We start from the raw sequence: 24429 nt of genomic DNA, 5'->3' as shown, positions 1-24429 counted from the left end.
CGCGGTGCCCCGCGCCGGGACGACGGATGCCGAATGGGACGGTCCGTAGCGCCGACCCGAACCCTAACCTTGAAGTTTAGGGTTACCCGTGTGTCTGTTCCCTGGAGTCTTCTGAACAGGACACTAAGTCGACAAGTGGCGCACGTTCAACGAACACGCCGAACCTCCCGTTTTTCTTTTCACCCTATGTGATCAGCCGTAGCAGTGCCCACCCAGGGTGCTGGCCTGCGCTGATGTGCGTCAACTCCCCGATGACGCAGGGGCGGTGGGGACGCTGACATCGAAGTGCCGCGCGCCGGGAGCTGCTTTCATGAGAGCCGTGAGGGTCCGTGCCTTGGCGCGGCCGTTCTCGCCGCTGCCCCACGCCACCGTGCGACCGCCGGCCAACTCCAGCGAGATGTCGTCGTAGGAACGGACTTGGACGGTCCGGGTGTCCCTCGCCACGGCGGCCGGCAGGTCACCGGCGACCAGGACCGCCTCGCGCACCAGCCGGTCGGTGCCGAAGCGCCGGAAGCTCGCCGCACCGGAACCCTTGCGGGAGGCGGACATTTCCAGCGTCGGAACGCCTTTCGGTGCCTGCGGAACCGTAGCGAATCGGACACCTTCGTGGTCGATTTCGACGAAGTCCCCGCCTTTTCCGACAAGCAGAACCGGAGTGCGCTCGGTCACTTTCAGACCGATTCCATGGGGCCAGGCCCGGACCACATCAACAGTGTCGATTCGGGGCAATTTCCGGCGAAGTCGGGCCTCGATCCCGTCGGTGTCGACGGAAATCATCGGCGCCCCGACCGGCACGGCCGCCGCGTCGCGCACCTCGGCGGGGGTCAGCACGAGCGTGCCGGACACCGAGACGTGCTTCACACGCAGCCACTCGGAGCCGTACAACATCCAGGTGCCGCCGCCCCCGAGGAGCATGCAGGCCACCGCCAGGATGACGATCCTACGAAGGCGCGTTCTCCTGAGCCTGCGGACGGGCGGCGGGCCGGACGACTCCTGCTGGCGGTCACCGCGCTCGGCGGTCGTCGGTCCGGCCACGCTCACTGCCCTTTCGTCATACGGTCCTAACGGCGCGAGGCGATCGCCTCGTACACCATGCCGACGAGCAGGTCGTCGGCGTCCCGGCGGCCGAACTCGCTTGCCGCGCGGGACATCTCGTACAGCCGGTGCGGATCGGCCAGCACGGGCAGGACGTTCTGCTGCACCCACTCGGGCGTGAGCTCCGCGTCGTCGACGAGGAGTCCGCCGCCGGCCTTCACCACCGGCTGGGCGTTGAGCCGCTGTTCGCCGTTGCCGATGGGCAGCGGGACATAGGCGGCCGGCAGCCCGACGGCGGAGAGTTCGGCGACGGTCATCGCGCCCGCGCGGCAGAGCATCATGTCGGCCGCGGCGTACGCGAGGTCCATCCGGTCAAGGTAACTTACCGGGATGTAGGGGGGCATTCCCGGCATCTGGTGCACCTGCGGCAATTCGTTCTTCGGGCCGACCGCGTGCAGGATCTGGATACCGGCCTGCTGGAGCCACGGGGCGACCTGCTGGACGACCTCGTTGAGGCGGCGGGCGCCCTGCGAGCCGCCGGAGACCAGCAGTGTGGGCAGGTTCGGGTCGAGGCCGAAGCGGTGGCGGCCCTCGGGGCGGGCGGCGGCCCGGTCCAGGGTGGCGATGGAGCGGCGCAGCGGGATGCCGATGTAGCGGGCGTCGCGCAGCTTGCTGTCCGGCGTGGAGACGGCGACCCGGGCCGCGTACCGCGAGCCGATCTTGTTGGCCAGGCCCGGGCGGGCATTGGCCTCGTGGATCACGATGGGCACGCCGAGCCGCTTGGCGGCCAGGTAGCCGGGCAGGGCGACGTAACCGCCGAACCCCACCACGACATCCGCCTTGGTGCGTTCCAGGATCTGCTCGGCGGCCTTGATCGTGCCGCGCAGCCGGCCTGGGACGGTGATCAGCTCAGGGGTGGGCTTGCGGGGCAGCGGCACCGCCGGGATGAGCGCCAGCTCGTAGCCGCGCTCCGGGACGAGCCGGGTCTCCAGGCCACGCTCCGTGCCCAGGGCCGTGATCCCCACGGTCGGGTCCTGCCTGCGCAGGGCGTCCGCGAGGGCGAGCGCGGGCTCGATGTGGCCCGCGGTACCCCCGCCGGCGAGTACGACATGCACCGAAATTCACCGCTCTCCGGACGAACGCGCCGCCGAGGCACGCCGTCGCATCGTGTTCCATCTCCGAGGCCCCCGCTCGGCACCGGAGCCTCCCGCCCGCTTTCTACCAAAGCGAGGTTGCCGCATCGCAAGCGCTGCCCGCGCAGCGGGCTCGTCTCGTGCGAAGGCGATCAGCAACCCGATGGCGAACATGGCCGGCAGCAGGGCGGACCCTCCGTAGGAGAACAGCGGGAGGGGGACGCCGGCGATCGGCAGCAGACCGAGCACCGCACCGATGTTGATCACCGCCTGGGCGGTGATCCAGGTGGTCACGCCTCCCGCGGCATACCTCACGAAGGGGTCCTCCGTGCGTCCGGCCACGCGGATACCCGCATAGCCTAGAGCCGCGAACAGGGCGAGCACCGACAGTGTCCCCGCCAGACCCAGTTCCTCACCGGTGACGGCGAAGATGAAGTCGGTGTGGGCCTCCGGGAGTTGCCCCCATTTTTCCACACTCGCACCGAGACCGGAGCCGAAGAGTCCGCCGGAGGCCAGGGCGTAGATCCCGTGCACGGCCTGCCAGCAGTCGGCGACGCCGGTCTTGGGCTCGGTGGCCCCGATGCAGGCGAGCCGGGCCATCCGGTTGGGGCTGGCCTTGATGAGGACCCCGCCGATCAGCGTCGCGATCGTCAGCACCCCGGCGAACAGCCGGGTGGGCGCCCCCGCGAGCCACAGCAGGCCGAACAGGATCGCCGTGAGGATGATCGCGGTACCCATGTCGCCGCCCAGCATGATCAGCCCCAGCAGCAGGAAGGAGACCGGGACCAGCGGCACCAGCATGTGCTTCCACTGGATCAGCAGCTTCCTCTCCTGCTTGCGGGCGATCAGGTCCGCGCCCCACAGCACCAGGGCGAGCTTGCCGAACTCGCTGGGCTGGATCTGGAAGGAGCCGCCGAGGGAGATCCAGTTCTGGTTGCCGTTGACCGCCATCCCTATCCCGGGCACCTGCACCAGGGCCATCAGGAAGACGGCGGCGGCGAGGATCGGGTAGGCGAGCGCGCGGTGCAGTTTCACCGGCATGCGGGAGGCCACGAACAGCAGTACCCCGCCGATCACGGCGGCCAGCAGCTGCTTGCGGAAGAAGTACGACCCCGGCAGCGACATCTGCAGCGCTGTGATCTGGGAGGCCGAGTAGACCATCACCAGCCCCAGCACGGTGATCAGCACGCTGCCGCCGAGGATCAGGTAGTAGGCGGTCAGCGGCCGGTCCCAGGCCTTGCGCGCACGGCTGTAGAGCCGTTGCAGGGGGTTCTCGCGCGGGGGGCGGGAGACGGCGGGGCGGGGACGCCGGGGCGTCCCCTGCACGGGCGGCCCACCGGTACGGCTACTGGGCATCGGCGCCTCCACTGAACGTCGACCGTCCCACGCGTCCCTCCCAAGATCCGCCCGGCGGGCGGCCGGGGTCAGGCTCCGAGTTCGCGGACCGCCGCCGCGAACGCGTCACCACGCTCGTTGTAGTTGGTGAACATGTCCATGGAGGCGCAGGCCGGGGCCAGCAGCACCGTGTCGCCGGGCTGAGCGAGCCGCTTCGCTTCCGTCACCGCCTGGAGCATCGCCCCAGTGTCGGTCCGGTCGAGGTCGACCACGGGTACCTCGGGGGCGTGTCGCGCGAGGGCGTCGCGGATCAGTGCCCGGTCGGCGCCGATCAGGACCGCACCGCGCAGTCGCTTCGCCGACTTGGCGACAAGTTCGTCGAAGACCGCGCCCTTCGCCAGACCGCCCGCAATCCATACGATCGGTTCATATGCCGCCAACGAGGCTTCCGCGGCATGGGTGTTGGTCGCCTTGGAGTCGTCGATGTAAGCGACCCCGTCGATGTCGGCGACGTGCGCGATGCGATGCGCGTCGGGGCGGAAGGCCTTGAGTCCCTCGCGAACGGCCTTGGCGGGCACCCCGAAGGCACGCGCGAGGGCCGCCGCGGCAAGGGCGTTGGCGATGTTGTGCGGGGCCGGCGGGTTGACGTCGGAGACCTCGGCGAGTTCCTGCGCGTTCTTCTGCCGGTTCTCCACGAAGGCACGGTCGACCAGGATGCCGTCCACCACGCCCAGTTGGGAGGGCGCGGGGGTGCCGAGGGTGAAGCCGATGGCCCGGCAGCCCTCCTCGACGTCGGCCTCGCGGACCAGGTCCTCGGTGGCCTTGTCCTCGACGTTGTAGACGCAGGCGACCCGATTGCCTTCGTAGATACGGCCCTTGTCCCTGGCGTACGCCTCCATGGAGCCGTGCCAGTCGAGGTGGTCCGGGGCGAGGTTGAGGACGGCCGCGGAGTGGGCGCGCAGCGAGGGCGCCCAGTGCAGCTGGTAGCTGGACAGCTCGACGGCGAGGACGTCGTACCGCTCCTCGCCGAGGACCGCGTCCAGCAGGGAGACGCCGATGTTGCCGACGGCGGCGGTGCGCAGGCCGGCGGCCTTCAGGATCGAGGCCAGCATCTGCACGGTCGTGGTCTTGCCGTTGGTTCCGGTGACGGCCAGCCAGGGGGCCGCGTCGGGCCCGCGCAGGCGCCAGGCCAGCTCGACGTCGCCCCAGACCGGCACACCGGCCTTCTCCGCCGCCTGGAACAGCGGCTTGTCCGGCTTCCAGCCGGGCGCGGTGACGATCAGCTCGGTGCCCTCCGGCAGCGAGGCCCCGTCACCGAGACGCACGGTGATCCCGAGCGCCTCCAGTTCCGCGGCCTGCTCACGCGCGCGTGCGTCGTCGCCGTCGTTGACGACCGTGACGATCGCCCCGCGCGCGTGCAGCACCTTGGCCGCCGGGACGCCGGAGACGCCGAGTCCGGCGACGGTGACGTGCCGGCCCTTGAAGTCGAAGAGCTCCGAGGTGGAGGTCACTTGTCCGCTGCCCATCCTGCATAGAAGAGGCCCAGTCCGACGATCACACAGATGCCCTGGATAATCCAGAATCGCACCACGACCAGGACTTCGGACCAGCCCTTGAGTTCGAAGTGGTGCTGCAGTGGTGCCATCCGGAAGACGCGCTTGCCGGTCAGCCGGAAGGAGCCGACCTGGATGACGACCGACATGGTGATGAGGACGAACAGGCCGCCCATGATGGCCAGCAGCAGCTCCGTGCGGGAGAGGATGGCCAGACCGGTGAGGACGCCGCCGAGGGCGAGCGAGCCGGTGTCGCCCATGAAGATCTTCGCCGGTGAGGTGTTCCACCACAGGAAGCCCAGGCAGGCGCCCATCAGGGCGGAGGCGATCACCGCGAGGTCGAGCGGGTCGCGCACCTCGTAGCAGGCGGCCGGGTTCGTCAGGGTCTGCGCGTTGGCGCAGGACTCCTGGAACTGCCAGACGCCGATGAACGTGTAGGCGCCGAAGACCAGCACGGAGGCGCCGGTGGCCAGACCGTCCAGACCGTCGGTGAGGTTCACGCCGTTCGACATCGCGAGGATCATGAACAGCGCCCACACGACGAACAGCACCGGGCCGATCGTCCAGCCGAAGTCGGTGATGAACGACAGCTTGGTGGAGGCCGGGGTGTTGCCGCGCGCGTCGGAGAACATCAGCGACAGCACGGCGAAGGAGATACCGACGATCAGCTGGCCGGCCATCTTCGCCTTGGCCCGCAGACCCAGCGAACGCCGCTTGACGATCTTGATGTAGTCGTCGAGGAAGCCGACCAGGCCCATGCCGAACATCAGGCCGAGGACCAGGAGCCCGGAGTAGGTGGGCGGGTAACCGGTGATGAGCTTGCTCAGGAAGTACGCGGCGATGGTCGCCAGGATGAAGGCGATGCCGCCCATGGTCGGCGTACCGCGCTTGCTGGCGTGCTCGCGCGGTCCGTCGTCACGGATGTACTGGCCGTAGCCCTTGCGGGCGAGGAGCTTGATCAGCAGCGGGGTGCCGATCAGCGTCAGGAAGAGGCCAATGACTCCTGAGAACAGGATCTGCTTCATCATCGGGCGGCAACCTCGCCCTCGGCACCGGTCTCGACGAGCGCCTGGGCAACGCTCTCCAGACCCACCGAACGGGACGCCTTCACGAGCACGACGTCCCCCGGGCGCAACTCGCTGCGCAACAGGTCGATCGCCGCCTGTGCGTCGGACACGTGCACCGACTCCTCACCCCACGAACCCTCGTTATATGCGCCCAGTTGCAGCCAGGAGGCCTCAATCCCCCCGACGGCGACGAGCTTGCTGACGTTGAGCCGGACGGCGAGCCGTCCGACGGCGTCGTGCTCGGCGAGCGCCTCGTCCCCCAGCTCGGCCATCTTGCCGAGCACCGCCCACGTGCGGCGCCCCTTGCCCATGGCCGCGAGCGCCCGAAGGGCGGCCCGCATGGACTCGGGGTTGGCGTTGTAGGCGTCGTTGACGATGGTCACGCCGTCCGGGCGCTCGGTGACCTCCATCCGCCAGCGGGAGAGGGTGCCCGCCTCGGAGAGCGCGGTGGCGATCTCTTCCGCGGACATGCCCAGCTCATGGGCGACGGCGGCCGCGGCGAGCGCGTTCGACACGTGGTGCTCACCGTACAGGCGCATGGTCACATCGCTTGCACCGGAGGGTGTGTGAAGTCTGAAGGCGGGCTGTCCACTGTCCGTGAGTCGCACGTTCTCGGCGCGTACGTCCGCTTCGGCCGACTCTCCGAAAAGGACCACCTTCGCCTTGGTACGGGAGGCCATGGCCCGGACCAGGGGGTCGTCGGCGTTGAGGACGGCGGCGCCGTCCTCCGGAAGACCTTCGACGATCTCGCCCTTGGCCTGCGCGATCTGCGCGCGGCCGCCGAACTCGCCGATGTGGGCGGTGCCGACGTTGAGGACGACGCCGATCTTCGGGGGGGTGAGGCCGGTGAGGTAGCGGATGTGCCCGATGCCCCGGGCGCCCATCTCCAGCACGAGGAACTGCGTCTCCTCGGTGGCGGTGAGGGCGGTGAGCGGCAGCCCGATCTCGTTGTTGAGGGACTGCGGCGTGAACACCGTCGGCGCCTTGCGCCGGAGCACCTGCGCGATCAGGTCCTTGGTGCTGGTCTTGCCCGCCGAGCCGGTCAGGGCGACGAGGGTCGCGCCGAGCCGGCGTACGACGTGCCGGGCGAGGGCGCCGAGGGCGGTCTGGACGTCCTCGACGACGATCGCGGGTACGCCGACGGGCCGCGACGCCAGTACGGCGACCGCACCCGCCTCGACGACCTGCGAGGCGAAGTCGTGGCCGTCCACGCGTTCGCCGGCGAAGGCGGCGAACAGGCTGCCCGGCACCACCTCGCGGGAGTCCCGGACGACCGGTCCGGTGACCCGCACGGACGGATCCGGTATGTCGTGCGTCTGCCCGCCGACGACTGCTGCGATCTCGGCGAGGGAGAGGGCGATCACAAGTTCATCCCCTGGGTCTTCTGGATTTTCATCCCTGGGTCTTCTGGATGGCTTCGCGGAGCACCTGGCGGTCGTCGAAGGGACGGACCACGCCGGCGATGTCCTGGCCCTGCTCGTGGCCCTTGCCCGCGACCAGCACGGTGTCGCCGGACTGGGCCCGGCCCACGGCGGCGGCGATCGCGGCGGCCCGGTCCTCGAAGAGGAGCACCTCGCCGCGCTCGTGCGCGGGCACGGAGGCGGCACCCTGGAGCATGGTCGCGAGGATCGCGAGGGGATCCTCGGAGCGGGGGTTGTCGGAGGTCAGTACGGCCGTGTCGGCGAGCCGGGCAGCGGCGGCGCCCATCGGGGCGCGCTTGGTCCGGTCGCGGTCACCGCCGCAGCCGAGGACGACGTGCAGCCGTCCCTTGGTGACCTTGCGCAGCGCCTTGAGCACGGACTCGACGGCGTCGGTCTTGTGGGCGTAGTCGACGACCGCGAGGTAGGGCTGCCCGGCGTCCACGCGCTCCAGGCGGCCGGGGACGCCCGGGACGGCGGCGATGCCGTCGGCGGCGGTCTGCGGGTCGAGACCGGCGGCGGCGAGGGCGACGACGGCCGCGAGGGTGTTCGCCACGTTGAAGGGGCCGGCGATCGGCGACCTGGCGTGGATCCGCTCGCCGTCCGGGCCCACGACGGTGAACGTCGAGTCCATCGGGCCGACCTGGACGTCCTCGGCGCGCCAGTCGGCGTCCGGGTGGCCCTCGGCGGAGAAGGTGACGACGGGGACCGTGGCCTCCTTCGCGAGCCGGCGGCCGTACTCGTCGTCGGCGTTGATCACGCCGAGTCTGCTGCGTTCCGGCGTGAACAGCTGCGCCTTGGCCCGGAAGTAGTCCTCCATGTCGGAGTGGAACTCCATGTGTTCCGGGCTGAGGTTGGTGAACACGGCGATGTCGAAGACACAGCCGTCGACCCGGCCGAGGACCAGGGCGTGGCTGGAGACCTCCATGGCGACCGCCTCGACGCCACGCTCGCGCATCACGGCGAAGAGCGCCTGGAGGTCGGTGGCCTCGGGGGTGGTGCGTTCGGACTTGATGCGCTCGTCGCCGATGCGCATCTCGACGGTGCCGACCAGGCCGGTCGACCTGGCCGTCCGCAGGCCGCCCTCGACGAGGTAGGCGGTGGTGGTCTTGCCGGAGGTGCCGGTGATGCCGATCTGGAGCAGGTCACGGCCGGGGTGGCCGTAGATCGTCGCCGCCAGCTCGCCCATCCGCCCGCGCGGGTCGTCGACGACCAGGACCGGCAGTCCGGTCGCGGCGGCGCGTTCGGCGCCCGTCGGGTCGGTGAGCACGGCGACCGCGCCGAGGCCGGCGGCCTGGGTGACGAAGTCGGCACCGTGCAGACGGGCGCCCGGGAGGGCGGCGTACAGGTCGCCGGGGCGGACGGCGCGCGAGTCGTGGGTGATCCCCGTGACCTCGGCGGCGGCGTCCGGAGCGGCGGCACCCAGCTGATCGGCCAGTTCCGCGAGGGGTGTGGCGGAGACCTGAACCGGTCGCGGCGGTCCCGGATATGTCACGGAAGCGCCCTTCTGGGTGGTAGGGGACTGATCAGCGTGTGGCACGGCGGTGAGCGTACCGGGCGTACCCGCTCCGGAGCGAAGCGAGGGGCGGCGGGCGCCGTGGTTCCCGGGTTCCGGGGTGATCGTTGTCACGGGTTCGTTCCTGGTGTTCCGGTGCTGATCAGGGCTGGTCGAGGCGTGTCAGGGCTTGTAGTCGACGGGCAGGTTCGCGGCCGGCGCACCGGTCGGCGGGACCTGGAGGGTCTTCAGGGCGAACTCCATCACCTGCTTGTAGATGGGACCGCAGATCTGACCGCCGAAGTAGCTGCCGGCGGTGGCGTTCTGGATGGCGCAGTAGACGGTGATGCGGGGGTTGTCCGCGGGCGCGAACCCGGCGAAGGACGAGGTGTACCCCCGGTACCTGCCGGTGGCCGGATCCACGCGGTTGGCCGTGCCGGTCTTGCCCGCGACGTTGTATCCGGGGATGCGGGCCTTGATGCCGGTGCCCTGCTCGTCGTCCACGACGGACTCCAGCATCTGGGCGAGGGTCTTCGCGGTCTTCTCGCTGACGACCCTCGTCTGCTTGGGCTTGGGCGCGGGGGTGAAGCGCCCGTCGGCGCCCTTGGTGCCGCGCACCAGGGTCGGCTCGACGCGGACCCCGCCGTTGGCGATGGTCGAGTACACGGAGGCGGCCTGCATCGCGTTGAGGGAGAACCCCTGGCCGAAAGGAATCGTGTACTGCTGCGAGGTGGACCACTTCTGGTAGGGCGCGAGGATGCCCGGGGTCTCACCGGGGAAGCCGAGCCCGGTGTAGCTGCCGATGCCGAACCTGCGCAGGTACGAGTAGAGGACCTTGTTGGCCTCGGGCTGGGTCCTGCCGAGCTGGCCGGTGGCCAGGATGGTGCCGATGTTGCTCGACTTGGCGAGCACGCCGTTGAGCGTGAGGTACCAGGTGGCGTGGTCGACGTCGTCCGAGAAGAGCCGGTCGCCGCGGTGCAGCCGGTTGGGTACGACGACGTGCGTGAGCGGGGTCGCGGCGTTCTGCTCCAGCACGGCCGCCATGGACATCACCTTGGCGGTGGAGCCGGGCTCGTAGGCGTCCTGGAGGGCCGCGTTGCCCAGTGCCTCCGAGTCCGCCTTGGACAGGTCGTTCGGGTCGAAGCCCGGCGAGTTGGCCATGGCGAGGATCTGGCCGGTGCGGGTGTCCTGGACGATCACGTAACCGCGGTCCGCCTTGGACTTCTTCACCTGTTCGGTGATGGCGTTCTGCGCGGCCCACTGGATGTCGCGGTCGATGGTCAGCTCGACGTCGGAGCCGGCGACGGCGGGCGTCTCCGTGGATCCCGCCGTGGGCACCTCGCGTCCGCCGGACTGGGCGTAGCGGATCTTGCCGTCCTTCCCGGTGAGCTGCTTGTTCAGCTCCTGCTCGACGCCGCCGGCGCCCTGGCCGTCGGCGTTGACCCAGCCCAGTATCCCGGCGGCGAGGGCGCCGTTCGGATACACGCGCTGGCTGCTGGGGTCGGCGAAGACGCCGGCGAGCACGTTGACGGTGTTGTCGTCCGTCTCCGCCTTCTTGGCGAGCGCGGCCTTCAGGTCCTTGATCTGCTTCCAGACCTGCGGCGTCTGCCGGGTGGCGAGCCGGGCGTACCGCGAGTTCTTGTTCCTGGGCCGCAGCTTCTGCACGATCGCGGCCTGGTTCTGCCCGAGGATCGGCGCGAGGAGGGCGGCGGCCTGCTCGGGCCCGTCGTCGATTTTCAGCTGTTTTCTGCTGAACATGGTCGGATCGGCCGTGATGTCGTACGCGTCCTCGCTGATGGCGAGGGCCACGCCGTTGCGGTCGGTGATCCCACCGCGCTCCGCGGTCAGCGTGTGCACGACGTACCGGTTCTGCTCGGCCCGCGCGGCGTACGCGCTGGCGTCGACGGCCTGCACCTGGAGCAGCCGTACGACGAAGGCGAGCAGCACCAGGGTCAGGGTGAGACTGACCATGCGCAGCCGGGGCCGTGGGCTGCCGAGCCGCAGCGGACGCTGGACCGGCGGCCGCGCACTCGGCCGCCGGACCGGACGCGCACCGGGCCCCGGCTGCCGCCGCACGGCAGCACTCCGGGGCCGCGGCGGCTTGGCAGGCCCGGGCACACGTCGGCGCGGCGGTTCCCTGTCGGACACTTCCGTCACCTGCCGGGGGTCGGGGTGGGCTGGAGGAGGGCGGGGGGCGGGGGGACGGCCCCTTCGGGGACGACGGCGGGGGTGGCCTGGGGCTGGCCCTGGGCCGGTGTGGGGGCGGAGGGCGTGGCCGGGGCGGAGGGCGGGCCGGAGGCCGGGGTGGCGGGTGTCCCCGAGGCCGGGGGGGTGGGTGCGCCCGGTGCCGGGGTCGTGGCGGGGGTGGCGGCCGGGGACAGGGCGCCGGGGGCGGCCGGGGCGGTGAGGGCGGCGGACTCGGGCGCGGCGGCGCCCGGGATGCCCTTGATCCTGCCGTCGGAGCCGAGGAAGGCCGGGTCGCCGCCGGGGACCATGCCGAGTTCCTGGGCGCGGCGTTGCAGGGCGTCGGGGGACGAGTAGCCGTCGATGTCCCGCTGGAGGGCCTGTTCCTCGTCGGTGAGGTTCTTCGTCCGCTTCTGCAGGTCGGCGAGTTTGAACGAGCCTTCGCTGAGCGCCGAGTTCAGCACCAGCAGCCCGATGAGGCCGCCGCCGAGGAGGAGCACGACCAGGAGCACGAACGGGGTGCGGGCGGCTCGCGCGCGGCCCGCCGGGAAGAGCCGGGCGAGCCGCGCGGCCCGCCCCCTCAGTTCGGGTTTCCTACTCACGACTCCCCCGGCTGGTCACGGGGGTGCTGCGGGCACCCCCGGCGAGTTCGGAAGCCCCCTCGGGGCCCCCGGTGAGTTCCGGAGTCCTCATGGTCCCCCGGTGTGTCCGGGAATCCTCGCCGGTTCCCCTGTGCGTTCGGGAATCCAACCGACCCGTCTCGCTCACTCGGCGTCCTCCCTGATGCGCTCGGCGCCTCGCAGCCTGGCCGGTGCGGCCCGGCGGTTCTCGGCGACCTCCTCCTCGGTGGGAAGTTCGGCACCCCGGGTGAGCAGCTTGAGCCGCGGCTGGTACCGCTCGGGCACGACCGGCAGCCCGGGCGGCGCGGTGGACGCGGCACCGGCGGCGAACACCTGCTTGACCAGACGGTCCTCGAGCGAGTGGTACGACAGCACGGCGATGCGCCCGCCGACGTCGAGGGCCTTCACCGCGGCCGGGATCGCCCGCTCCAGCACGGACAGTTCACCGTTGACCTCGATGCGCAGGGCCTGGAACGTGCGCTTGGCGGGATTGCCGCCGGTGCGCTTGGCGGCCTGCGGGAGGGCGTCCCGGATCAGCTCCACGAGCCGGGCACTGTTGCTGAACGGCTCCTTCTCGCGCTCGCGCACGATCGCGGCCACGATCCGCTTCGCCTGCTTCTCCTCGCCGTACGCGCGCAGGATCCGCACGAGTTCGCCCGCCGGATAGGTGTTGAGGACCTCGGCTGCGCTGATGCCGGCCGTCTGGTCCATACGCATGTCCAGGGGCGCGTCCTGGGCGTAGGCGAAGCCGCGGTCGGCCTCGTCCAGCTGCATGGAGGAGACCCCGAGGTCGAACAGAACGCCCTGCACGCGCGCGAGGCGGAGCCTTTGCAGGACCTCGGGCAGCTCGTCGTAGACGGCGTGCACGAGGGTGGCGCGCTCACCGTAGGGCGCCAGCCGCTCACCGGACAGGCGCAGCGCCTCCTTGTCCCGGTCGAGGGCGATCAGCCGCGCCTCGGGGAACCGGGTCAGCAGCGCCTCGCTGTGTCCGCCGAGGCCGAGCGTGCAGTCGACGACCACCGCTCCCGGGCGCTCCAGGGCGGGTGCCAGCAGGTCCAGGCACCGCTGGAGCATCACCGGGACGTGTCGACTCTGGCTCAAGGGGGCCTCTCATCTTCCGGCGGGCCGCACGCACCGCCGGGTCCCCGCCAGCTCGCAAAGGGTCGGGCTGCCGGCGCCGGAAGCGTCAGCCGGACCGGGAGCGGGAGGAGGCCGAGCCGTACGTACGCGCCGCGCACGTGGGGAGACGGTCCGGGACGAACCGGGGTCTCCGGGGGTTTCACCAGCAGGGAGAGCCACGTCTCCCGCTTCGCGTCACTTTAGTGCACCCTGTCTCGCGGTCAATCAACCGGCCTGCGCGTCGCCTACCGCATCGCGGCGGGAGCCACGATTCGACGGTATTCACCCGTCGATTCGACGGTATTCACCCGTCCGGAGCAGGTTTGCCCTCCTGTGGGTTGGCTCACAACAAGCCTCGATGGCGTTCTTTGTCCTGTCTCACGGCGGGCCAGGACCGGGCGTGACCAGTAACGTCATGGGTATGACGACTTCCGCAGCAGTTCCCACTGGATCCGAAGGCGCCATAACGACCGCCGGCACCGTGACGGACCGCCTGGTGGAGGCAAACCAGCGGTACGCCGCCGAGTTCGCCGACCCAGGCATGGACGCCCGACCCGTTCTCCAGGTCGCGGTCGTGGCCTGCATGGACGCCCGCCTCGACCTGCACAAGGCGCTCGGCCTGCAGCTCGGCGACTGTCACACCATCCGCAACGCGGGCGGTGTCGTCACCGACGACGTGATCCGCTCCCTGACCATCAGCCAGCGGGCGCTCGGCACCCGCAGCGTCGTACTCATCCACCACACGGGCTGCGGCATGGAGGCCATCACCGAGGACTTCCGGCACGACCTGGAGATGGAGGTCGGCCAGCGGCCGGCCTGGGCGGTGGAGGCCTTCCGGGACGTCGACCAGGACGTGCGCCAGTCCATGCAGCGCGTGCGCACCTCGCCGTTCCTGCTGCACACCGACGACGTGCGCGGTTTCGTCTTCGACGTGCGCACCGGTCTGCTGCGCGAGGTGGACCCGGCCTGACCCGGCACACCGGCCGGCCACCCCGAAAACATCCCGCCGACCCCGTGTCGAAAACGGGGTCGAAAAAGTCGTAACACCGACATCGTGCGGGCAGTTGTCCACAGGCGAGTGACACGAATCGGTAACGGCGGCAAGAATGCGGGGTGTGGCGTCGCGCGGAACTTTTCCCGCGCGGTGTCCGTGTTTCGGGGTGGGCCGGTTTCGCAAGCAGCGTCGGCCCGGAAAGTACGGGCCGAGGAGGGCCGGGTGACGACCTATGACGATCGAGCGAGCCTCACTGATCTGACCGCCACACTGGAGCGGGTGCGCGGTTCGGTGGAGGGCGTGATCGAGGGCAAGCCCGAGGTCGTTCGGCTCGCGCTGACCGTGCTGCTCGCCGAGGGCCACCTGCTGATCGAGGACGTGCCCGGAGTGGGCAAGACGATGCTGGCCAAGGCGCTGGCGCGGTCCATCGACTGTTCGGTGCGGCGCATCCAGTTCACGCCCGACCTGCTGCCCTCGGACATCACCGGCGTGTCCATCTGGGACCAGCAGCGCCGGGACTTCGAGTTCAAGCCGGGCGCCATCTTCGCGCAGATCGTGATCGGCGACGAGATCAACCGCGCCTCGCCCAAGACCCAGTCGGCGCTGCTGGAGTCCATGGAGGAGCGGCAGGTCACGATCGACGGGCAGACGTACGAACTGCCCAGCCCCTTCATGGTGGTGGCCACGCAGAACCCGGTCGAGATGGAGGGCACCTACCCGCTGCCCGAGGCCCAGCGCGACCGCTTCATGGCCCGCGTCTCCGTCGGCTATCCGAGCGTGGAGGCCGAGCTGCAGATGCTGGACATCCACGGCGGTGCCAGCCCGCTGGAGGACCTGCAGCCGGTGGCGCACGCGCACGAGATCGTGAAGCTGATCGATGCCGTGCGCGGGGTGCACGTCGCCGAGCCGGTCCGGCGGTACGCGGTGGAGCTGGTGGCGGCCACGCGCACCCACCCCGATCTCAGACTCGGCGCCTCCCCGCGCGCGACGCTGCATCTGCTGCGCGCGGCGAAGGCGTCAGCGGCCCTGGCCGGCCGGGAGTTCGCGCTGCCGGACGACGTCCAGGCGCTCGCCGTCGCCGTCCTCGCGCACCGTCTGCTGCCCACCGCCCAGGCCCAGCTGAACCGCCGTACGGCCGAACAGGTCGTGCAGGAGATCCTCCAGCACACCCGGGTGCCCGCTGCGCCGGGCCGGCACAGCGGCTTCGACGGCCTCGGCCGGAACGTCCCGGCGTATCCCCAGCAGCCCCCGCGGAGTCTGTGATGAGCGCCGGGGGGACCGGTCAGTCGGAGGCCGACCGCGGGGAGGCGGGGGGCGTCCGTACGGCCCTGGCGGGTCTGACGACCCGTGGCCGCTCCTTCCTGGCGGCCGGGATCGCGGCCGCGATCTGCGCGTACGTCCTGGGCCAGAGCGATCTGCTGCGCGTCGGCCTGCTGCTGGCCGCGCTGCCCCTGATCTGCGCGACGGTCGTGTACCGCACGCGGTACCGGGTGGCCGGCACCCGCCGGCTCGCCCCCGCGCGCGTGCCCGCCGGCAGCGAGGCCCGCGTGCACCTGCGGATGGACAACGTCTCCCGGCTGCCCACCGGCCTGCTGATGCTCCAGGACCGGGTGCCGTACGTCCTCGGGCCGCGCCCCCGGTTCGTGCTGGACCGGGTGGAGCCGGGCGGCCGCCGCGAGGTGTCCTACCGGGTCCGCTCCGACCTGCGCGGCCGCTACCCGCTGGGCCCACTGCAGCTGCGGCTGACGGACCCCTTCGGGATGTGCGAACTGACCCGCTCCTTCTCGTCGTACGACACCCTGACCGTCATCCCGCGCGTGGAGGCGCTCTCGCCGGTCCGCTTCAGCGGCGAGGCCAAGGGGTACGGCGACGGCCGGCAGCGCTCGCTGGCCCTGGCGGGCGAGGACGACGTGATCCCGCGCGGCTACCGCTACGGCGACGACCTGCGCCGGGTGCACTGGCGGTCCACCGCGCGCTACGGCGAGCTGATGGTGCGGCGCGAGGAGCAGCCCCGGCGCTCGAGATGCACCGTCCTGCTGGACACCCGGGGCGGCGCCTACGAGGGCGCGGGCCCCGACTCGGCCTTCGAGTGGGCCGTCTCCGGTGCCGCCTCGGTGCTGTTGCACATGCTCGAACGCGGCTTCTCGGTACGGCTGTTGACCGACAGCGGCAGCGTGGTGCCCGGCGAGGGCGCCGACGGGTTCGCGGGCAGCGGGCAGGAGACGGCGGAGGCGGCCGGGCTGATGATGGACACCCTGGCGGTGATCGACCACTCCGACGGCGCAGGCCTGTCCCGGGCGTACGAGGTGCTGCGCGGCGGCAACGAGGGGCTGCTGGTGGCCTTCCTGGGCGACCTGGAGGAGGAGCAGGCCGCGTCGGTCGCCAAGATGAGCCGGCGCAGCGGCGGTGCCGTCGCCTTCGTGCTGGACCCGGACACCTGGGTGCGGGAGGCGACCGACGTACCGCGGCCGGGCGACCCGCACGCCGAGCGGCTGCGCATGCTGCGCGAGGCGGGCTGGACGGCGCTGAGCGTGCCGCGCGGCGCCGCGCTGAACGCGCTGTGGCAGCAGGCCGACCGGGAGCGCTCGGGCCTGGCCGCGGTGAGTGGGGAGGCGATGCGATGAGCGGGCGGGCACGCCTGGCGCTGTGCGCGGCCGCGGCCACGCTGATGGCCTCCTGCGCGCTGCTGCCCCTGGTCGCGGAGCCGACCTGGCTGCTGCAGCTGGTCCCGCTGGTGGCCGTGCAGACCGGGGTGGGCGCGGCGGCCCGCCGGGTGCCGCTGGGCCGGCCGCTGACCGTGGCGGCGCAGGCGCTGGTCACCCTGATGATGCTGACCCTGGTCTTCGCGCGGGAGCACGCGATCATCGGCCTGATCCCCGGCCCGGGGACCTTCCGGTACCTCGCCGACCTGCTCCAGCAGGGCTCCAACGACGTCAGCGAGTACGCGATACCGGCGCCGCTCACCGACGGCATCAAGCTGATGCTGATCGGCGGCGTACTGGTGATCGGCCTGCTGGTGGACACGCTCGCGGTGACCTTCCGCAGCGCGGCCCCGGCCGGGCTGCCACTGCTCGCGCTGTACTCGGTGGCGGCCGGGCTGTCCGACGGCGGGGCCGACTGGCTGTGGTTCCTGGTGGCGGCGGCCGGTTATCTGATGCTGCTGCTCGCCGAGGGACGGGACCGGCTGGCGCAGTGGGGCCGGGTCTTCGGCGGCGCTGCCCGTTCCCCGGGCTCTCCGGAGGCCGGAGCGGTGGCCCCGGTGCGCACCGGACGCCGCATCGGCGCGGTCGCGCTCGGCGCGGCCCTGGTGGTGCCCCTCGTCCTGCCCGCGATGCAGGGAGGCCTGCTGGACGCCGCCGGCGCGGGCGTGGGAGCGGGCAACGGCGACGGGGGCACGATCTCCGCGGTCAACCCGCTGGTGTCCCTGCGCGACAGTCTGAACACGAGTGACGACCGCCAGGTGCTGTCCCTGAAGACCAGCACGACCGACATCTCGGACCTGTATCTGCGCATAGTCTCCCTGGACGACTTCGACGGCACCACCTGGAAACCGGCCCAGCGGCGCATCGTCGGCGTGCCGGACACGTTTCCCACGCCCATCGGTCTCGACGGCGACGTCAAGCGGAGCACGGTGACGACCACGGTCACGGCGTCGGACTGGTACGCCCAGGACTGGCTGCCGATGCCGTACCCGCCGAGCGGGGTGAAAGTCGCCGGCCGCTGGCGCTACGAGCCGGTCGGCATGACCCTGGTCGGCGACCACGGCCAGACCACGCGTGGCGAGACCTACCAGGTGACCACCCTGGACGTGCAGCCGACGGCCGCGCAGTTGTCCACCGCGCCGGAGCCCCCGGCGGTCCTGAAGCGCGAGTACACGAAGGTGCCGTCCTCGCTGCCGAAGGTGGTGGCGAAGACCGCCAAGGAGATCACGGCGGGCGCGCGCAACCCCTACGAGGAGGCCGTCAAGCTCCAGGACTACTTCGCCGTCTCCGGCGGCTTCCAGTACGACACCCAGGTGGAGGTCGGCCGGGGTCCGAACGCCATCGCGAACTTCCTGAAGGAGAAGCAGGGCTTCTGCGTCCACTTCTCCTTCGCCATGGCGGCCATGGCCCGCACCCTCGGTATTCCGGCCCGGGTGGCGGTGGGCTTCGCCCCCGGCACACCCCAGCCCGACGGGACGGTCGCGGTGAACCAGAAGGACGCCCACGCCTGGCCCGAGCTGTACTTCCAGGGCGTCGGCTGGACCCGCTTCGAGCCGACCCCCACCCGCGGCACCACGCCGTCGTACACCGTCTCGGACACGCCGGGCACCTCGCTGCCGGACCAGGACCTGCCGTCGCACCAGTCGTCCACGGCGCCCTCGGCGGCGGCCTCCCCGAGTCAGAGCTGCACGCCCGAGCTGGTCAAGCTCCAGGGCTGCGACACCGCGTCCGCCGCGGCGGCCCCGCACGGCGGGGGCGGCGGCACGGGGCCGGGGTGGTATCTGCTGATCGGCCTGGCCGCGCTGGCCGTCCTGGCGGTTCCGCTGTCGCCGCTGCTGTGGCGGATGCGGGTGCGGTCGGTACGGCTGGGCGGGCACGCCCGGACCGAGCAGGGCGCCGCCGCGCACACCCTGGCGGCCTGGCAGGAGCTGACGGACAGCGCCTGGGACCACGGCGTCCCTCCGGACGAGTCGCTGACACCGCGCAGAGCGGCGGCCCGGATCGTCGAGCTCGGGCGGCTGGATGCGGCGACCGGTGCCGCGGTGCACCGGGTCGCGGACGCGGTGGAGCAGGTGCTGTACGCGCCCCGGCCGCGTCCGGCGGCGGGTACGGCGGGGGACGTGCGCCGGGTGATCGAGGGACTGCGCGGCACGGTGAACACCGGCACGCGGCTGCGGGCACTGTTCCTGCCCCGCTCCTCGGTGCGGGTGCTGTGGGCGGTGTCGGCGCGCTGGACGGCGCTCAAGGCCCGGGCGGCGGCACGGCCGACCCTGCGTCGGCCGTCGGAACAGCAGGGCTGAGCACGCGTGTGAGGGGCGACCACCGTCGGTGGTCGCCCCTCACACCTGGTCTGTCACACGGTGCCTGTCGGCGTCCGCGGAAAGCACCGGACTACTGGCCGTGTTCGTCCCGGCGGCGCTGCCAGCGCTCCTCGATCCGGTCCATCATGGAGCGCTTCGGCCGCACCTGGCGGCGGACGGCGCCCGCGGGCTGCTCACCCGGCTTCGGCGCTTTGCGCCAGCCGGTGACGGCGAGTACGGCACAGCCCAGCATGACGAGGAAACCCACCACGCTGACCCAGATCAGCTGCGCGACCATTCCGGCCATGAGGAGCGCGATACCTACGAGGAAGCCTGCGACCGCCTGGTAGACCCGCCGCCGGGTGTACGTACGCAGCCCGCTTCCCTCAAGCGCTGACGCGAACTTGGGATCTTCGGCGTACAGCGCTCGCTCCATCTGCTCGAGCATGCGCTGCTCGTGCTCCGAGAGCGGCACGGAGTCCTCCTCATCGTGCAGTCGCCGGGGCGACCCGGGGGGTCCCTTCAGGATAGGCAGGGAATCGCCCCCGTGAAACCCGCCCCTCTACGCCAATTGGCCAACCGGAATCCGTCATGGCCGTCCCGGCTCGCTGAGGCTTCCATTCCCCGGCGGCCGACCCGTCATGCCGGGTGGTGTACCTCGATCATACGGCGCAAACCCCACGATCGGGGGTCTTGTGGCGTACTCCATCCGCTGCCAAGGCCCTGATCAGCGGCGGGTCACGGCGGTGCGCTCAGGCCTCGCCGGGGCCCGACGTCTCACCGAGCACATGCAGCTGCGTGGCGACCGAGTGGAACGCGGGCAGCTCGGCGGCGGCGGCCTCCAGCTTGAGAAGCGCGTCGAGGGCGCCGGGCTCGGTGTCCACGAGGACGCCGGGGACGAGGTCGGCGAAGACCCGCACGCCGTGCACGGCGCCGACCTCGAGGCCCGCGGCCTCGACCAGCGCGGTGAGCTGCTCGGCGGTGAACCGGCGCGGCATCGGGTCACCGGTGCCCCAGCGGCCGTCGGGGTCCTGGAGTGCCTGACGGGCCTCCGTGAAGTGGCCGGCGAGGGCGCGTGCCAGTACGGCGCCGCCGAGGCCGGCGGCGAGCAGGCTGAGCACCCCCTCGGAGCGCAGGGCGGCCACGGCGTTGCGCAGGCCCTCGGCGGGGTCGTCCACGTACTCCAGGACGCCGTGGCACAGCACGGCGTCGTAGCCACCGCGCTCCACCACGTCGAACAGGCCGTGCGCATCGCCCTGGACGCCGCGGACCCGGTCGGCCACGCCGGCCTCGGCGGCCCGACGCTCCAGCGCGAACAGCGCGTTGGGGCTGGGGTCGACGACGGTGACGCGGTGCCCGAGCCGGGCGAGGGGCACGGCGAAGTTGCCGCTGCCGCCTCCGGTGTCGAGGACGTCCAGCGACTCCCGTCCCGTGGCCTTGGCCCGGCGCTCGAGGGCGTCCTGGAGGACATCCCAGACCACGGCGGTACGAAGGGAGGAGCGAGGGCGGCTCGGGTCCGACACGGCAGTTGACTCCTCGGCAGGGCTGGAAGGCTTCAGGCGCCTCCACCCTATTGCCTCTCGTGCCCGCCTGGTCACCGGAGGCGGGTACGGCCCGACGCGTCCCGCACGGCGGACGGCCGTGGTGGGTCGTTCGCCCCCCGGGGGTCCGTCCGCCGGTGCCGAGAGCCCGTCCGTGTCCAGCGCTTCGGGCGTGCGCGCGCCCGCGCTCTCGACGCCGGGGCGCCCCCCGTGTCTCTCCGGCCGGTGGTCAGCCCGCGTCCGGGAGGTCGCCGCGCACTCCGGGACCCTCCGGCTCCCCGGGGTCCTGGCGGGGCTGCGGCAGGACCGGCTGGAGGACGAGCATCCGCTCGACGATGCGCAGGAACATCGCCGCGTCCCGCATCAGGTCGTCGGCGTCCCGGCGACTCGCCGCGCCCTGGATGCCGGCCTCGGCGCGGGCACGGCGGGCGGCGCCGGATGCGAACAGCGCGCTCCACTCGGTCAGTTCGGGGGCTATCTCCGGCAGCACCTCCCAGGCGCTGCGGATCCGCGCGCGACGGCGCGGGGAGGTCTCTGGGCGGCCCCGGGCGGCGAGCACTGCGGCGGCGGTGCGCAGGGCGGCGAGGTGGGCCGTCGCATAGCACTCGTTCGGCGTGTCCAGGACGGCGGCCTCCTCCAGTCCGGCGCGGGCCTGGGCGAGCAGGTCGAGGGCGGCGGGCGGGGCCGTGGCCCGGCGGAGCACGGGGTGCACATCGCTCGCCGGGCCGGTCAGTGAGGGGGCAGGGCCGGTGGCGCGGCGCCGACGGGCGGCGGCTGCGGACGGGTTGGCCATGACGAACCTCCTGTCGTCTGGGTGACGGCACGGGTGCCGTATGTGCCCATCGTGAGGTATGGCACTGACAATCCGTTCTGACCTGGCGTTTTGCCTCGATCGTAGGTTCGGGCGTATTTTTGCACTGACCAGTCAGTTCAAAAACTGCGACCAGGCAGGGGGGCTTGTGGACGGCGTGGACGTCAGGGCCGAGGGCCTCGGGCTCAAGGGGCCGCGGGGGTGGGCCTTCCGAGGCATCACGCTCCAGGCGGAACCCGGCTCACTCATCGCGATCGAGGGACCGTCCGGCTCCGGCCGTACCAGTCTGCTGCTCGCGCTCACGGGACGGATGAAGCCCACCGAGGGAGTGGCCACCGTCGGCGGCTTCAAACTCCCCCGGCACATGGCGCGGTTGCGCCGCGTCAGCGCGGTGGCCAACGTGGCCGGCGTGACCGATCTGGAGCCGGCCCTGACGGTCGGCGAGCATCTGCGTGAACGCGCCCTGCTGCAGAGCCGTTTCGGCGACTCCCTGCGTGACCTGCTGCGCCCCCGCGCCCAGCGGCTGCACGAGGCGCGGCTGCGGATCGACGCGGCCCTGGCCGCCGCCGGACTGAATCCGGAGACGCTGCCCAAGGGCTCCCGGACGGCCGTCCGTGACCTGGAACGGCCGCAGGAGTTGCGCCTGTCCATCGCCCTGGCCCTGCTCGGCAGGCCCGGACTGCTCGGCGTCGACGACCTCGACACGAAGCTCTCGGACGCCGAGCGCGCCGAACTGTGGAACCAGTTGCGCTCACTCACGCGCGCGGGGACGACGGTCGCGGTCGTCTGCCGCACCGCCCCCGGCGACTGCGTCGTCGTGTGGACCGGGCCGAAGGAGTCGGAGACGGACACTGGCACGGGCAACGTGCGGGGTGCCGGGGCGGGCGGCGAGAAGGCCGCCGGCGCCCAGGCCGGCTCGAGCACCGAGGAGGACACCGAAGCGGAGGGCGTCCTGCGCGAGGACGGGAACGGCGACGCGAAGAGCGGCCCGAAGGAGGACGCCGATGCGCTCGCCTAGGCTGGCCGCGCTAGAACTGAGGCGCTTCGGGCGCGGGCGGCTGCCCCGCGCCGCCCTGGTGGCGCTGCTGGTGCTGCCGCTGCTCTACGGCGCCCTGTACCTGTGGTCCTTCTGGGACCCGTACGGCCGCCTGGACCGCATCCCGGTGGCCCTGGTCAACGACGACAAGGGCGCCACGGCGGGCGGGAAGAAGGTCACCGCCGGTGACGACATCGTGGACGGTCTGCGCGACAGCCGGACCTTCGCATGGCACGAGGTGAGCGACGAGGAGGCCCGCAGGGGCGTCGAGGACGGCACGTACTACCTGTCGCTGACCATTCCGTCCGACCTGAGCCGGCGGATCGCCTCCAGCTCCGGCGCCTCCCCGGAGACCGGCGCCCTTCAGGTGCGCACCAACGACGCGAACAACTACATCGTGGGCCAGATCTCCCGCACCGTCTTCAACGAGGTCCGCTCCGCCGCCTCCACCAAGGCCTCCCGCACCTTCCTGGACAAGATCTTCGTCTCGTTCTCGGACATCCATGACAAGACGGTCACGGCCGCCCAGGGCGCAGACCGGTTGAACACCGGCATCGGGAAGGCCGAACAGGGCTCGAAGGACCTCGCGGACGGCCTGAGGGACGCCCAGAACGGCAGCGGCAGGCTGGTCAAGGGCCTGACGAAGCTCGACACCGGAGCCGGTGACCTCCAGGACGGCTCCCGGCAGGTCGCCGACGGCACCGAGGCGCTCGCCGACAAGGTCAACGGCGTCTACGACCAGGCCGGCCCCTTCCTGAAGGGCAACGAGAAGACCATCGGGGACACCGCGCGGCTGGTCGCCGACTCGGCCAGGACCGTCAAGGACAACCTCGACGTCCTGGTGAAGCTCGCCCCGGGCGCCGCCAGGGCCGCCCACCTCAACGCCGACGTCCTGGCCGATGTCTACAAGACGCACTGCGAGACCGTGGCCGTCCCCGACCCGGTCTGCCCGGATCTGAAACGGGCCAGGACGGCCGCCGCCGAGGTGGCCACCGTCGCCGACGACCTCAACACGCTGATCGCCGACCAGGACGGCGACCTGAAGACGATGCGGGACAACCTCGGCACCCTCCAGAACCAGGCCACGGCCCTGGAGCGGCGCGCACCGCACCTGTACGAGGACGTCGACGACGCCGTCAAGAAGATCAACAAGCTGAACGACGGCGCACAGAAGGTCGCCGCCGGCGCCGAGAAGCTGCACACCGGGCTGGGCACCGCCCAGAGCGGCGCGACCACGCTGGACAAGGGCATCGGCACCGCCGCGTCGGGCGCCCAGACCCTCAACGGCGGGCTCTACAAGCTGTCCGACGGCTCCGGCAGGCTCGCCGGCGGACTGCACGACGGCGCGAAGAAGATCCCCGACTACGACAAGAAGGACCGCGACCAGCGCACCGGCGTGATGGCCGACCCGGTCCAGCTGGCCTCCCACGACCTGCACAAGGCGCCCAACTACGGCACCGGCTTCGCCCCGTACTTCATCCCGCTGTCGCTGTGGGTCGGCGCGATGGTCGCCTACATGCTGATCACGCCGCTCAACCGGCGTGCCCTGGCGGCCGGTTCGCCGGCCTGGCGGATCGCGTTCGCCGGCTGGCTGCCCGTGGTCGCCGTGGGCGTCCTCCAAGTGGCCGCCCTGATGGCCGTACTGCACTGGGCGATCGGTCTGCAGATGCTGCGCGCGGCCGGCACGATCGGCTTCCTGTGCCTGGTCACCGCGTGCTTCGCGGCGATCGTGCAGTGGCTGAACGCCCGCTTCGGCGCTGCGGGCCGGATCCTGGTGCTCGCGTTGCTGATGCTCCAGCTGACCTCGGCGGGCGGCACGTACCCCGTGCAGACCAGCCCCGGCTTCTTCAACCGGATCCATCCGTTCCTGCCGATGAGCTACATCGTGGAGGCGCTGCGCCGGCTCATCACCGGTGGCGGGCTCGGCCCGGTCTGGCAGGCGTGCGGAGTGCTCGCCGCGTTCACGGCGGGCGCGCTGGCGCTGACCGCCCTCGCGGCCCGGCGCCGCCAGGTGTGGACGCTGGACCGGCTGCACCCGGAGCTGAGTCTGTGATCCCCGAGGGCCACCGCACACGCGCGTACCTGT

At 71.7% G+C, this 24429-nt stretch carries 19 protein-coding genes; 6 read left to right on the top strand and 13 right to left on the bottom strand.

Annotated elements, in window-relative coordinates; translation table 11 throughout:
* Window positions 1–240: 240 nt before the first annotated feature.
* From AB0L59_RS04985 to rsmH, 10 genes are all read right to left on the bottom strand, one after another.
* The gene (locus AB0L59_RS04985; protein ID WP_365579249.1) at window positions 241–1035 is read right to left on the bottom strand and encodes an FtsQ-type POTRA domain-containing protein; all 795 of its coding nucleotides are present in this window, start codon (window positions 1033–1035) and stop codon (window positions 241–243) included.
* A 26-nt stretch (window positions 1036–1061) separates the two neighbouring features.
* Entirely contained in the window at window positions 1062–2150 is a 1089-nt protein-coding gene (murG, locus tag AB0L59_RS04980; RefSeq protein ID WP_365579247.1) for an undecaprenyldiphospho-muramoylpentapeptide beta-N-acetylglucosaminyltransferase, read from the bottom strand.
* Between the two features lie 6 nt (window positions 2151–2156).
* The gene (gene ftsW / locus AB0L59_RS04975) at window positions 2157–3524 is read right to left on the bottom strand and encodes a putative lipid II flippase FtsW (protein WP_365579245.1); all 1368 of its coding nucleotides are present in this window, start codon (window positions 3522–3524) and stop codon (window positions 2157–2159) included.
* 68 nt (window positions 3525–3592) lie between these two features.
* Entirely contained in the window at window positions 3593–5029 is a 1437-nt protein-coding gene (gene murD, locus AB0L59_RS04970; RefSeq protein WP_365579243.1) for a UDP-N-acetylmuramoyl-L-alanine--D-glutamate ligase, read from the bottom strand.
* Entirely contained in the window at window positions 5011–6084 is a 1074-nt protein-coding gene (gene mraY / locus AB0L59_RS04965; protein ID WP_365579241.1) for a phospho-N-acetylmuramoyl-pentapeptide-transferase, read from the bottom strand. Before mraY ends, murD begins: the two co-directional genes overlap by 19 nt.
* On the bottom strand, window positions 6081–7487 hold the full coding sequence (gene murF / locus AB0L59_RS04960) for a UDP-N-acetylmuramoyl-tripeptide--D-alanyl-D-alanine ligase (protein WP_365579239.1): 1407 nt from the start codon (window positions 7485–7487) through the stop codon (window positions 6081–6083). Before murF ends, mraY begins: the two co-directional genes overlap by 4 nt.
* A gap of 28 nt (window positions 7488–7515) precedes the next feature.
* Complete coding sequence (locus AB0L59_RS04955) at window positions 7516–9171, bottom strand: UDP-N-acetylmuramoyl-L-alanyl-D-glutamate--2,6-diaminopimelate ligase (RefSeq protein WP_365579237.1); 1656 nt, start codon at window positions 9169–9171, stop codon at window positions 7516–7518.
* A 48-nt stretch (window positions 9172–9219) separates the two neighbouring features.
* Entirely contained in the window at window positions 9220–11184 is a 1965-nt protein-coding gene (locus AB0L59_RS04950) for a penicillin-binding protein 2 (RefSeq protein WP_365579235.1), read from the bottom strand.
* Between the two features lie 5 nt (window positions 11185–11189).
* A complete protein-coding gene (locus AB0L59_RS04945; RefSeq protein WP_365579233.1) occupies window positions 11190–11822 on the bottom strand; it encodes a septum formation initiator family protein in 633 nt (210 codons plus the stop codon).
* A 162-nt stretch (window positions 11823–11984) separates the two neighbouring features.
* Window positions 11985–12941 carry a 16S rRNA (cytosine(1402)-N(4))-methyltransferase RsmH gene (gene rsmH / locus AB0L59_RS04940; protein ID WP_365579231.1) on the bottom strand — a complete coding sequence of 319 codons (957 nt, stop codon included), beginning with the start codon at window positions 12939–12941 and terminating at the stop codon, window positions 11985–11987.
* Window positions 12942–13380: 439 nt separating this feature from the next.
* On the opposite strand from rsmH, the gene AB0L59_RS04935 reads away from it, so the two are divergent.
* The 4 genes from AB0L59_RS04935 to AB0L59_RS04920 all read left to right on the top strand — a co-directional run bounded on the left by AB0L59_RS04935 (window position 13381) and on the right by AB0L59_RS04920 (window position 18955).
* Complete coding sequence (locus tag AB0L59_RS04935; RefSeq protein WP_365579229.1) at window positions 13381–13929, top strand: carbonic anhydrase; 549 nt, start codon at window positions 13381–13383, stop codon at window positions 13927–13929.
* Window positions 13930–14175: 246 nt separating this feature from the next.
* Window positions 14176–15216: a MoxR family ATPase gene (locus AB0L59_RS04930; protein WP_365579227.1), complete on the top strand. Its 1041-nt coding sequence runs from the start codon at window positions 14176–14178 to the stop codon at window positions 15214–15216.
* Entirely contained in the window at window positions 15216–16577 is a 1362-nt protein-coding gene (locus AB0L59_RS04925) for a DUF58 domain-containing protein (RefSeq protein WP_365579225.1), read from the top strand. Before AB0L59_RS04930 ends, AB0L59_RS04925 begins: the two co-directional genes overlap by 1 nt.
* Window positions 16574–18955: a DUF3488 and transglutaminase-like domain-containing protein gene (locus AB0L59_RS04920; RefSeq protein ID WP_365579223.1), complete on the top strand. Its 2382-nt coding sequence runs from the start codon at window positions 16574–16576 to the stop codon at window positions 18953–18955. Before AB0L59_RS04925 ends, AB0L59_RS04920 begins: the two co-directional genes overlap by 4 nt.
* Before the next feature lie 91 nt (window positions 18956–19046).
* On the opposite strand, the gene AB0L59_RS04915 is transcribed toward AB0L59_RS04920, so the two are convergent.
* The 3 genes from AB0L59_RS04915 to AB0L59_RS04905 all read right to left on the bottom strand — a co-directional run bounded on the left by AB0L59_RS04915 (window position 19047) and on the right by AB0L59_RS04905 (window position 21289).
* Window positions 19047–19430 carry a DUF3040 domain-containing protein gene (locus AB0L59_RS04915; RefSeq protein ID WP_365579221.1) on the bottom strand — a complete coding sequence of 128 codons (384 nt, stop codon included), beginning with the start codon at window positions 19428–19430 and terminating at the stop codon, window positions 19047–19049.
* 277 nt (window positions 19431–19707) lie between these two features.
* A complete protein-coding gene (locus AB0L59_RS04910; protein WP_365579219.1) occupies window positions 19708–20478 on the bottom strand; it encodes a methyltransferase in 771 nt (256 codons plus the stop codon).
* A 247-nt stretch (window positions 20479–20725) separates the two neighbouring features.
* Window positions 20726–21289, bottom strand: a complete 564-nt coding sequence (locus AB0L59_RS04905) for an SAV_6107 family HEPN domain-containing protein (protein ID WP_365579217.1) — start codon at window positions 21287–21289, stop codon at window positions 20726–20728.
* A gap of 166 nt (window positions 21290–21455) precedes the next feature.
* Here AB0L59_RS04905 and AB0L59_RS04900 point away from each other — a divergent pair, with 166 nt between their 5' ends.
* Window positions 21456–22325 (top strand): ATP-binding cassette domain-containing protein, encoded by an 870-nt coding sequence (locus tag AB0L59_RS04900; protein ID WP_365579215.1) that lies wholly within the window; start codon window positions 21456–21458, stop codon window positions 22323–22325.
* The gene (locus AB0L59_RS04895) at window positions 22312–24396 is read left to right on the top strand and encodes a YhgE/Pip domain-containing protein (RefSeq protein ID WP_365579213.1); all 2085 of its coding nucleotides are present in this window, start codon (window positions 22312–22314) and stop codon (window positions 24394–24396) included. Before AB0L59_RS04900 ends, AB0L59_RS04895 begins: the two co-directional genes overlap by 14 nt.
* The last annotated feature ends 33 nt before the right edge of the window (window positions 24397–24429 follow it).

The organism is Streptomyces sp. NPDC052109, from assembly GCF_040680195.1.
In the GTDB taxonomy this organism is placed as follows: Bacteria; Actinomycetota; Actinomycetes; order Streptomycetales; family Streptomycetaceae; genus Streptomyces.
Note: the sequence above shows the minus strand (reverse complement) of the source record. Positions and strands in the feature narration are given on the sequence as shown.

Coding starts and splice junctions, on each gene's coding strand:
- ftsW (WP_365579245.1), bottom strand. CDS start 3,524: ATGCCCAGTAGCCGTACCGGTGGGCCGCCCGTGCAGGGGACGCCCCGG.
- murD (WP_365579243.1), bottom strand. CDS start 5,029: ATGGGCAGCGGACAAGTGACCTCCACCTCGGAGCTCTTCGACTTCAAG.
- mraY (WP_365579241.1), bottom strand. CDS start 6,084: ATGATGAAGCAGATCCTGTTCTCAGGAGTCATTGGCCTCTTCCTGACG.
- AB0L59_RS04935 (WP_365579229.1), top strand. CDS start 13,381: ATGACGACTTCCGCAGCAGTTCCCACTGGATCCGAAGGCGCCATAACG.
- AB0L59_RS04925 (WP_365579225.1), top strand. CDS start 15,216: ATGAGCGCCGGGGGGACCGGTCAGTCGGAGGCCGACCGCGGGGAGGCG.
- AB0L59_RS04920 (WP_365579223.1), top strand. CDS start 16,574: ATGAGCGGGCGGGCACGCCTGGCGCTGTGCGCGGCCGCGGCCACGCTG.
- AB0L59_RS04905 (WP_365579217.1), bottom strand. CDS start 21,289: ATGGCCAACCCGTCCGCAGCCGCCGCCCGTCGGCGCCGCGCCACCGGC.
- AB0L59_RS04895 (WP_365579213.1), top strand. CDS start 22,312: ATGCGCTCGCCTAGGCTGGCCGCGCTAGAACTGAGGCGCTTCGGGCGC.